Here is a 10,997-nt window from a genome sequence, read left to right as displayed (position 1 = left end):
CGAGAATCCACCCGAGCACCCCGATCCGGAACCCGCACCCAGATTCCGGACGCGCCCGGGATTCTCATTGATGTCGCGATCCCTGTGAACGACCCCTCGTACACCGAGACCGTAGTGGCCGAAGTCGATGGTGCTCGAGATTGCCTACGCACCATCGACACAGCAATACTCTCGAGCTGGACGAGCCAGAAGAACACCGGAGCCAACACGACCAGGATGATCGCGGGCCCGAGCAACGCGATCTTGCGGCCGACCGGGTCGGACCACGCCGCCGCCGATCATGCCGGTGAATTGACGGCCAGATGACGTCACCGCGATGGAAGCCGTGGTGGGTGGTCGCATAGGCGATCACGAAGATTGTGTAGACATAGAACGCGATGTTTTTTCGCCGAGGCGCTTGCCGAGACCGCAAAGGACCCACCACACGACGGCGTAACGCGTTCCCAGTGACGTTCTGCAGGATCATCGAACTTGGCCACCTGGAATCGTTGGACACAGGAAGCCGAGGAGATCGGTCACTCATCGAGATCGACGCATTGTCGGCAGGGCGGGGTGCGGCCCGCAGGGGTTTCAGGTAGTGGCGGAGGTCAAATCGCTGCCGTGTCGCGCATCGTTGTCCCGCGGGGGCTGGGCTGCACCGGTGCACCTGGTATTGAGGCGGTCGTGACGGTAGAGCTTGAACCTGTTCGAGCAGACTGGTCCGGGACCACACCTTGGTCCGCAGCTCGACCAGAAAAGTAAACCAACGTGGCCGCGATGGGCAAGGCTGCAATGCTGGGGGTTACGGCGAATTCTCCTCTTCGATGAGGTCACCGCCGCACTCGACTGTCTGACGAGTCGTCGCGCACGACATCCGTGCGGCCGGGTCATTGAAGAGACCGAGGCCCTGATCATGGTTCTCGGCCAGCGTCAAAGCTTGTACCAGTACTGGGTCCGGACCGAACTTGGGGTCCCCTGGTGACCGGTCTGCTGGGTATGGTGCGTCCACGCCTTCGGCGAGGGATCGCAATGCGCTAGTGGCTCGGGCATGCGCTGCGCGCCCGCCCTGGGTGACGTCGATCAGTACTTGGCGTCGGTTGGCAGGATTCGGTCGGCGTGCGGCCATGCCTTGATGTTCGAGTCTGTCCACGGTCGCGCTTGTTGTTGTCCAGTGGCGTCGAAGGTAATCGGAGAGGGGTACGAGGGTCACCGGCTCGTCAGAATCGACCAGAACGGCCAGTACCTCGTACTTGGCAAAGGTCAAACCATGCTTTCTGAGCGCGGTGTCGATCGACCGACTTAGTCTTCGATACGCGATTCTGAGTTGGGTGTTGAGTTCCAGCATCTGATTCAGCGGAAGACCGCGGTTACTAGATGGGAGACTCATCGGGGGTGTCCTTGGTATAAGAAAAAGTATGGATAGGGCTTGCCAATCGATCTATCGCGCACTGTGATGACCGCCTTCGAAGGATCGAGCTTGATGCACCTTGCCGCCGAGCCGGGTACGGTCCGACGCTCATGGTCGTTCCTGTGCTTGTCCTGTGTCAGTGGAGGTGTCCACGCACGAGCAGCTCGACATCACCGCGGCCGCTATGCGACAGCACGCTCGGCAATTTGTGTTTGAATCGCATCTGTTGTCTTCAATGTTGTGGTGTAACTACCATCTTCCCCTGGGTTCGACCGCGGGCGAGGTCTTCGAGTGCGTCGGGAAGGTCGTCGAGACCCACCTGTGCTGTGATCAGCGGCTCGATCTTGCCTTTAGAAGCCATCTCGAAGATCGCCGTTTGTGCATGTCGAACGAGTTCGGGTCGGTATCGCTGATACAGCGACCAGTGCAGCCCAGAGATGGTGTAGTTCTTGACGAAGGCGTGATTGAGGTGGGGTTGCGGTATCGACCCGCTGGCGAACCCGACCACGATGATGCGGCCTTCGAATGCGATGTACTTTGTGGCCAGTTCGTACGCTTGGCCACCGGCTGTGTCGAAGACAATGTCGGCTCCGTCCGGTGCTGCAGCACGAACACATTCGATCACGTCGGCGGTCGTGCGGTCGATGACTGTGTCGGCACCCATGCGGGCCGCTGCGTCGGCCTTGTCCGCTCCGGAGACGATTCCGATGACTCGTGCACCGGCGGCGCGGGCGATTTGAACAGCGGCTGAACCTACCCCTCCGGCGGCCGCTGTGACCACGACGGTGTCTCCCGCTCGCATTGCGGCTCTGCGGTGCAGTCCGAGGAAGGCCGTGAGGTAGGTCAAATGCAATGTGGCGGCCGTGCTGTCGTCGATGAGTCCAGGAACGCTGTACGTGTCGGCGGCGTTCATCAGAGCCGTCTCGGCGAAGCCCCCGTGGGGAAGTATCGGTTGTCCTACGATCCTGGTCCCGAGAAGGGTGGGGTCGACTCCTTCCCCGATGCCGTCAATGATCCCGCAGACCTCGAGGCCGGGGGTGAACGGGGGGACTGGCTTGTGCTGGTACTGACCTCGGCACAGCAGAACGTCGGCGAAGTTGCACGAGGTGGCGGCCACGCGCACGCGGACCTGTCCGTCTCCAGGGTTCAGGTCGGGGACGTTTCCGAGCGTGAGGACCGATCCGGGTTCTCCGTACTCGTGAACTTGCCATGCGCGTGTCATATTGTGCACCTTCGTCGTTGGTTCTGCTGTGCCGGGATGGGTCAGGACCGGCGGCCCTCTTCGGGTGTGGTGGCACCGATCAGGTGGACGGTGTTGCCGAAGACCTCTTCGCCGCGTCCCATCTGGGCGTGGGAGAGCGGAATATCGTCCATCGGAAGGACGCGCCCGACGCAGGGGTCGATCTTTCCGTCGACCACCAGTTGGTTGTAGGCGATGGCCTGCTCGTCATTGGTTCCGTGCGAGCCCTGCAGGCGCTTCTGGCGGGTCCAGTGGTAGCGCAGGTCGACCATGGCGTCGAAGCCTGTGGTGCCGGCGCAGATGGTGACCATGCCGCCGGGCTGACAGACGAAGATGCTGGTGGGGATGGTGGATGCACCGGGGTGCTCGAACACGATGGCCGGATCCTCCCGTTCACCGGCGATCTCCCAGATCTTCTTCCCGAATGCGCGTGCGCTCGCGGTCCACTTCTTCTGTCCCTCCGCGTCGTCGACCAGCGGCGGAATTCCCCAATGGTCGAAGTCGCGTCGGTTGATGTATCCGATGGCCCCGTACTTCATGGCGAATGCGCCACGCTCATCGTCGGAGACCACGGCGACTGCTCGTCCGCCGGCCTCTCGCACCAATTGGCAGGCCTGAGTGCCGAGGCCGCCAGAGCCGCCCCACACCAGCACCAGGTCGCCCTCGGTGACGGTGTTTCCCTTCCAGCCGTGCAGCATCCGGTACGCCGTGGTGCCCACCAGGGTGGGGGCGGCGGCTTCGGCCCAGCTCAGGTGAGGTGCCTTGGGGAGAACTTGGTGAGCCTGTACGCGGGCGAATTGCCCGAACGACCCGTAGTTGGTGTCGTAGCCCCAGATCTTCGCGCTCGGTGCGATCATCTGGTCCCGGCCTGCGGCAATCCAGGAGTCGTCCTCGTCCCACACTCCGGGGTGGATGACGACCTCGTCTCCGACCGCAATGTTGCTCACATTCGATCCGACGGCGTAGACGATGCCCGACGCGTCGGACCCGCCGATGTGGAAGCTCTCCTGCTCCCCGCGCCGCTGCCGGGTCGCGACCTGGTCGACTGGGTACCCGCGGGCGGCCCAGACATTGTTGTAGTTGACGCCGGCAGCCATCACTGCGATGAGCACTTCACCGGCACCGATTTCCGGCGTATCTACCACCTCATGAACGAAGGCGGTTGACGGATCTCCGTAGCGTTCCGGTCGAACGACCTGAGCGTGCATGCTCTTGGGCACAACACCCAGAGGCGGAAGGGCCCCCACATCAATAACTTCGACGGCCCGGTCAGCGACTGGCTGACGCTCCAACGATTCGATCACTTCCACTCCTTCATATTGATATTTAGAGGATTATCAAACTATTGAGCGCATTTGGCAACCGCTGACATCAAATTAACGCAGAGCTGCAGGTCGCCGACGATGCCAGGGTCTGGCCGCCCGAGAAGAGTTTCCGCGGCGATGCTCGATCCATTGCTGCGCCGGTCGGTGCTCAATCTCAACCCGATTCTTACCCGCTCTCCGATCACCCCGGCTCGGAAACACCAGCAAGGCCGCCTCGGAACCCGACAAACCGCCACGGTGAACACTGCTCGCCGGTGGGGAAGTTCGGGCCACCGAGGGCGGATGGCACGATGTCGACGCTCGGACTCTTGCAGTCAGCCGCCGCGCCCGCCTGCACCTTCGCGCCGCTCGCGGCCGACGACCTCAACGTGCTAGAGGCGGCTATGCATGCGATTGCGTTCATCCTCGGCGAAGGAATGTCTACGGGAGCTGATAGACGGCTCCGACAGCTGGGCACCGCAGCCGCATACGAACTGGTCGGCTCGCTCAAAGCCAAGCCCGGACTGCGCCGCTACTGCGACGCACCCACACCGGGCTGCTGCGCATCGAAGCCGCCGCGGTCAAGGCCGAGGCCGGTCTGGACGGCAATTGACGACTGCGCACCTCTAGGGCGACGATCATGCGGTTGCGGACAGGTTCCTGGAGCGACGGTCCATCCGCTCTGTCCGCCCCTGCCGGTCGGTGGGGATCGAGACTCAACGCACCTCGGTGTCCTCGCAGCGCAACCATACGACCGGGCAGCCGACGCCGAACCGCGCGGATGAGGCTTCAAGGCCGAGCGGCACCGCTCCACGATCTCAAGACTCGATGTCCTATTACCCATGAGGACTGCGCGTGAGTGAAAGTGTGCTGTTCAGAGGCGAGCGGGAGCTTGCCACTGCGGTTACCCGATCACTCTTCACCGCCGTCGCCGAACAGGCGCGTGTCATCGTTGACAGACATCGGTCCCGGCAAACCGAAGCCCGGACCTGACCGGGCTCGCAACCGAAGTCGCTTACCTGCGCACCGTCGTCAGCTAGCCGGCAGCCTCACCAGACATGAAGATAACTGTGACGGCTTCGACGCCCACTGACGATGAACCATAACTTTTCCTCCAACTCAATTGTGCCCGTCAAGCCACCTCCTGAAGGTCTGCGGTCGACACCGTGGAGTAATGATCATTCCCGCGGCCAGATTCCACGGAATTCTCGAAAGGGTTAAAACGTCAGATTTGCGGACGCGCAAACCTGGACCTGCTCCGCAAGCACGTCGTCAACACCGTATAGCTAAGCCACACAACAGAATCACGGAAGTGCGATTGTGATGAGACTCGTCTCCCGTAGTTGTCGGAGAAAGGGACGCAGTCGCACCTCGTTCACTTCATGCGGGTCTTCAACTCTCAAATTCGCCCGGCTGGTTCAAGTGCGGGGATGAGTGCCAAAATAATTGGTACGCTTTATATGCGGTACGACTGATGGTTGCGACCGCCGTTGCGTCCTCTCGAACTCGACTCGAGGACACGATCAGGCACGTCAAGACCTCTGATCCTGTTCCACGACCCAGGCGGCGATCTGCGCGCGCGAGGTGAAACCGAGTTTGGCGAGAATGTGCTCGACGTGTCCCTGTGCGGTGCGCACTGATATCACCAGGTTGGCGGCGATCGCCTTGTTCGTCATTCCTTGGGAGACTAGGTCTGCCACCTGCCGTTCGCGCTTGGTCAGGCTCGTCGTATCGGAGGCCGGCTTCGCGGCCCGGGATTCTTCACCGAGCGCGTACGCGATTGCATCGTCAAATCCCAAGCTCCGGCCGTGACTGCGGGCGGTGTCGAAGGCCCGCTCGCCAAGCGCGCGGCGAGTTTGCTGTGCGCACCTCTCGTGATCGGCGCGCAGGTTGAGGACGTTGACCATAGGGTTTCCTACGGTTAGCCGCAACGCTTCCGCGGCGCCGAGGAGCCTGCCGGCGCGTTCGGCATGCTTGTTGGCGGCTGCAATCCAGGCCAGTCCTTCTATGCACCAGGCGGTGCCGAGTGGGTCGTCTACTTGGCGGGTGAGGTGCAGGCCCCGTTCGAACAGGCTGGCCGCTCGACCGAGATCTCCCTGCCGCCACACTACGATTGCCATAGCCCACTGCGAGTAGGACCGATAAACCAACTCGCCGTGCATTTCTGTGATCGCGATCGCCTCCTCGTAGGCGGCGATCGCCCGCCGAGAGTCTCCGTGCAGGGCATGTGCCAGCGCGAGGACCTGTTGGGTTCCAACCTGGAGAAGTAGATTTCCCTCTGCGTGGAACTGTTCGAGCGCACTCGCCAAGTCCGCGAGCGCCTCGGTGGTATAGCCACCGAAGAGCGCCAGTAGCCCTCGGGCATAGGTGATGAGGGCATGCGTGTGGGTGTCACCCAACTGTTCGACTATCTCGTTGCCTTCGTCGATCAGTGCCGTGCCAGAATTGAGGTCGCCCTGTCTTCCTGCGAGCATGCTTGCGGTGCACAAGGCTTTGACTCGATCGGTCGTGGGCCTTTGATTCGCACCCTTCAGTGCACGATCGAGTGATCGTCTGCCTTCGCTGAGCAGGCCCTGGGAGAACCAGAACGGGTATAAAGCGGCGGCGATTCGCAGACCGGCCTCGGACTCTCCGGGCTCGGTCGCACAGAAATCGAGTGCCTCAGACAGGTTCAGATGCTCCCGCCTCAGGCGGGCGATCCATTCGAGTTGCCGGTTGCTGATCCATTCGGTCTCAGCTTGCAGCACCAATTGTTGGTACCAGTCGCGGTGCTTGCGGCGCATCGCTCCGTATTCACCAGATTCTCGCAGGTTCTCGCGGCCATAGTCGCGTAGAGTCTCGAGCAGTCGATACCGCACTGTGGTGCCCGGCTCTTCCCGGATCAGGATCGACTTGTCAACCAAAGAGGCAACGACATCGAGCAGGTCCTCTGCCTTCAATTCCCCGGCGTAGATGCCGACCGCTGCGTCCAGTTCGAAACCACCCGCGAACACAGATAACCGCGCCCAGGCCTGTTGTTCGCGCGGGGTGCACAGCCCGTGGCTCCAGTCCATGCACAATTGGAGAGTCTGCTGCCGCGGCGGTACACCCCTCGCGCCCAAGGACAGCAGCCGGTACCGGTCGGCCAAGTGCTCGAGGATCTGCGCGGCAGACATCGCCCGCAACCGTGCCGCGGCCAATTCTATCGCTAGCGGGATGCCGTCCAGTTGATGGCAGATCCGCGTGATTGTTACCCGGTTGTCCTCGGTAAGTGCAAACGTCGGCACGGCGGCGGTGGCCCGTTCCACAAATAACGTAACTGCATCGTACCGGGCCAAACCTTGTAGGGGCGGTGGGTGGTCCGGGCTAGGGGAGGTCAGCGGTGGAACCCGAAGTGCTGCTTCGCCGCCGATTGCAAGGGTCTCGCGGCTTGTCGCCAGTATCCGAAGTTCGGGACAGCTCCTTAGCAAGGCTTCGGTCAAAGCGGCGGTCGCATCCACTATCTGCTCACAGTTGTCCAGCAAGAGCAGCACGTGACGTGGCCCGAGATACTCGAGTACTAAGTCTTGGGCCGGACGAGCGGATTGATTTCGCAATCCCAGAGCGGCTGCCACCACGTCCGGCAGTAGCTGCCCGTCGCCCAGCTCACCCAGCTCGATGAGCCACACGCCGTCGGCGAAAGCACGGCGCATATCTGAGGCTGCCCGTAGCGCGAGACGTGTTTTGCCAACGCCTCCAGTTCCGGTCAAAGTCACCAGGCGTGAGACCGACAGCATCTTCTTTGTATCGGTCAGCTCTCCGCGGCGACCGACGAAACTGGTCAACTCGAGGGGCAGGTTCCCTATCCTGCCTTGAAGTGCGGGAGGAGCCACACGATCACTGTCGGGTGCAGGACTTTGCAAAGAATGTTCCGCGGCGAACGAGGATTGGAAACCCCCCGTCGGGGGCTCGACGCTTCCTGAACTATTTCTGGAGTAGTTCCAGCCTGTTGGTGATTCCTGAGGGTCGGTACGTATCGCCATCTCGTCGACGGGGTAACCCTTGCGGTGTTGGACTCGCCGCAGTTCCTCTCCGAACTCGGCCGCTGAGGCGTGGCGATCGTGGGGATCTGCGGACATAGACCGTTCGATAGCCGCGGACACGTCGTCGGAGATTCCCTGCTCCCGGAGGTCGGGAACAGAGTGCGTAGCGATTCGCAGGAACTGTGCGACGATTTGCTCACCACTGTGGCGTTCGAAAGCGGCGTGACCGGTGATGGCGCAGAACAAAGTGGCTCCGAGGCTGTAGATGTCCGAGGAGGGGCTCGGTGGCTCACCCCTAAGTACCTCAGGGGCGGTGAACGCCGGGGAACCGGTGAGCGAGCCGACGGCGGTCTCGAATCCGCCGACGATGTGGGCGATACCTAGGTCGGTCAATGCCGGATCGCCGTATTCGGTGATCAGAATGTTCCCGGGTTTCACATCTCGATGAAGGATCCCGAGGCGATGGGCGGTCTCCAGAGCGCCGGCAATCTTCACACCGAGCCGAAGCGCGTGTTCCAACCCGAGCGGACCCTGGCCGCGGATCCAGACATCCAACGAATCCTGAGGATAATAGGGCATCACGATATAGGGGCGACCACTGTTAGTTGCGCCGACCTGAAGAATTGTGACGATGTTCGGGTGCCCGGTCAACCGGCCCATCGCACGCTGCTCGCGGACGAAGCGTGCCTGGTTCTCCTCGTCGAGGTGGGCAGTGAGGACCTTTACTGCCACGATGCGGTCTAACGCGGTTTGGACACAGCGGTAGACGACACCGAACCCGCCATGACCGATCTCGTGTGCGTCCGCGAATCCGGCCGCGTTCAACTCTGCCGTGACTGCGGAAACGACGGCGCGGTGCGTCTCGAGCGGATCGTCTGCGGCCATCGGCTGTCAGTCCCCCGTTGGAGTACGAGGCTTGGCTCCGTGTCCGACGTAATTCATGGGCAATTCCCGCTCGCTGATATCCAGATCGGACCGAAAGGCCGGGGAGGGGTTATAGCCATGGCTCACCTCACAGTGCTTTGTCCTTAGGATATCGCTGCTGTGGGCTGGCATGCTTGACGCAACAGGCGAGGCCGGCGGCGCCCACAAGATCGCGAGGTCGAGTCGTTCGGCAACTGTTTGGTGCGGCGGGCTCATCGAGCGAATCATTCCTAATGAGTGGGTGTGACATGACAGCGGTGGGTAAGCATCGGGCGGTGAGTCGGATGTGTGCTCACCGCGAGGGGAAGATGGGAAGGCGAAGGGCGGGAGATGCCCTGCCCGGGCGCGTTCGTTGGAGGCACTTGGGCGTGCAGACGATGGACATGGGGTGTGGTGGGCGGGTGGTTGCTTCTCGTGTGGAGGGATCCACTGGGTGGAGGCGGTCAGGCGAGGGCGATTGTGCGCGCTGAGGATGCGCCCGAGCGGGTGGTGTTGTGTTGTTCGGCGTTGAAGTGGCGGCGTTGTTCGACGATGTCGGCAGGGTCCCAGCCCTCGCGGGGGGTCGAGGACACCAGCAGCCGGGTGTACGGATGCTGGGGTGCCTGCAGCACTCCGGCTGTGACCCCTTCCTCGACGATGACGCCCTTGTAGAGAACGAGGACGCGTTGGGTGACTTCGGAGACCACGGCGAGATCGTGGCTGACGAAGAGCAACCCGACTCCGGACTGCTCCCGGATCTCGTCGAGCAGGGCGAGGATCTGGGCCTGGACGGAGACGTCGAGGGCGGAGACGGCCTCGTCGAGGATGACCACGCTCGGCAGGACTGCCAGCGCCCGCGCAATCGCCACTCGTTGACGTTGCCCACCGCTGAGCTGGTGGGGCTTCGATGCGGCGTGTGTGTCGGCGAGCCGCACCTGGTCGAGTAGTTCCCGCACGCGGGACTGCTTTTCGGCGCCGGAGAGCCTGCCGCTGTGCAGTGTTATCGCGTGTTCGAGGCATTGCTGCACGGTCAGCCGACGGTCGAGGGAGCCGTAGGGGTCCTGGAAGACCATTTGTACTTCCCGCGCCCTGCGCAACCGGTGGGCCTTGCCGTGGGCTGTGGACAGGCGGTCGTGGCCGTCGACGAACAGGGTGCCCGAGTCCGGGCGTTCGAGGCCGGCGACGATGCGGGCGATGGTGGACTTGCCCGACCCGGACTCGCCGACCAACCCCAGGGATTCCCCGTGGCCGATCGTGAACGACACGTTGTCCACGGCGGTGATCGCGGGCTGGTGCCTGCCGACGCGGAAGGTCTTATGGAGGTTGGTGGCGATCAGGGTGGAGGCGGTGGGCGGATTGCTCATCGTGTCGGTTCCTTCGGTCGCGGAAGGGTGGGCGCAGCGTCGAGAAGTGTCCGGGTGTAGTCGTGTTCCGCTCCGGCGAACAGGTCTTCTCCGCGCCGTTCTTCGAGCACCTGGCCGCGGTACATGACATACACGCGGTCGCAGAACGCGGCGGCGAGGTGCAGATCGTGGGTGATGAACAGCATCCCGAGAGGGCGCTCGTCCTGGACTGCGCGCAGGATGGCGAGAACTTCGGCCTGAGTGGTGACATCTAATGCGCTGGTGGCTTCGTCGGCGACGAGCAGCCGTGGTCGGGCGCTGAGTGCGGCGGCGATCACCACCCGCTGGAGCATCCCACCGGAGAGCTCGTGCGGGAACTGCTTCATGCGCTGTTCGGGTCGGTTGATGCCGACGGCGTCGAGTAGTTCCAGTCCGGTGCTGCGGGCCTGTTGCCTGCTCACGCCGTGGACGTGGACGAGTCGCTCGGTCAGCGAGTCCCCGATGCGGCGGACCGGGTTGAGGGAGGCGCGGGGGTCTTGGTGGATGATTCCCACCTGGTGTGAGCGGACCGTGCGCAGCGTTTTCGGGTCGGCGGCGGTGATGTTGGTGCCGTCGATGCGAATGGTTCCGGTGATGCGGGCGTTGGCGTCGAGGAGGCGCAGCCCGGCGCGGGCGGTGCTGGACTTGCCGGAGCCGGATTCGCCTACCAAGCCGACTGTTTCGCCCTGATCTACGTGCAGGCTGACCTCGGTGAGGATCCGTGTCCGCCCGGTGGGGGATTCGTAGTCCAGGGTCAGGTTCTCGATATCGAGCAGCATC

At 62.8% G+C, this 10,997-nt stretch carries 6 protein-coding genes and 2 pseudogenes; 1 reads left to right on the top strand and 7 read right to left on the bottom strand.

The window, feature by feature from the left end:
- Positions 1 to 149: 149 nt before the first annotated feature.
- The 4 genes and pseudogenes from RJ1_RS49375 to ccrA all read right to left on the bottom strand — a co-directional run.
- Positions 150 to 417: pseudogene (locus RJ1_RS49375) on the bottom strand (MFS transporter); the annotation flags it as partial.
- Positions 418 to 781: 364 nt separating this feature from the next.
- Positions 782 to 1,324, bottom strand: coding sequence for a MarR family winged helix-turn-helix transcriptional regulator (locus RJ1_RS46175; protein WP_073366430.1), 543 nt, complete (start codon positions 1,322 to 1,324; stop codon positions 782 to 784).
- A 295-nt stretch (positions 1,325 to 1,619) separates the two neighbouring features.
- The gene (locus RJ1_RS31525; protein ID WP_073366429.1) at positions 1,620 to 2,609 is read right to left on the bottom strand and encodes an NADPH:quinone oxidoreductase family protein; all 990 of its coding nucleotides are present in this window, start codon (positions 2,607 to 2,609) and stop codon (positions 1,620 to 1,622) included.
- A gap of 41 nt (positions 2,610 to 2,650) precedes the next feature.
- A complete protein-coding gene (gene ccrA, locus RJ1_RS31520) occupies positions 2,651 to 3,874 on the bottom strand; it encodes a crotonyl-CoA carboxylase/reductase (protein ID WP_240319626.1) in 1,224 nt (407 codons plus the stop codon).
- 492 nt (positions 3,875 to 4,366) lie between these two features.
- Between ccrA and RJ1_RS49370 the strand changes: the two are divergent.
- Positions 4,367 to 4,538, top strand: a pseudogene (locus RJ1_RS49370) (IS1634 family transposase); the annotation flags it as partial.
- Between the two features lie 925 nt (positions 4,539 to 5,463).
- On the opposite strand, the gene RJ1_RS31515 reads toward RJ1_RS49370, so the two are convergent.
- From RJ1_RS31515 to RJ1_RS31505, 3 genes are all read right to left on the bottom strand, one after another.
- Positions 5,464 to 8,817 carry a protein kinase domain-containing protein gene (locus RJ1_RS31515; protein WP_073366427.1) on the bottom strand — a complete coding sequence of 1,118 codons (3,354 nt, stop codon included), beginning with the start codon at positions 8,815 to 8,817 and terminating at the stop codon, positions 5,464 to 5,466.
- 482 nt (positions 8,818 to 9,299) lie between these two features.
- Positions 9,300 to 10,199 (bottom strand): ABC transporter ATP-binding protein, encoded by a 900-nt coding sequence (locus RJ1_RS31510; RefSeq protein ID WP_073366426.1) that lies wholly within the window; start codon positions 10,197 to 10,199, stop codon positions 9,300 to 9,302.
- Entirely contained in the window at positions 10,196 to 10,996 is an 801-nt protein-coding gene (locus tag RJ1_RS31505) for an ABC transporter ATP-binding protein (protein WP_073366425.1), read from the bottom strand. The genes RJ1_RS31510 and RJ1_RS31505 overlap by 4 nt, the downstream gene beginning before the upstream one ends.
- Position 10,997: the final 1 nt, after the last annotated feature.

Origin of the sequence: Rhodococcus jostii NBRC 16295 (assembly GCF_001894825.1) — a bacterium.
GTDB classification, from domain to species: Bacteria; Actinomycetota; Actinomycetes; order Mycobacteriales; family Mycobacteriaceae; genus Rhodococcus_F; species Rhodococcus_F jostii.
The sequence above is the reverse complement of the archived record's forward strand: the minus strand, read 5'-3'. Positions and strand labels throughout refer to the sequence as shown.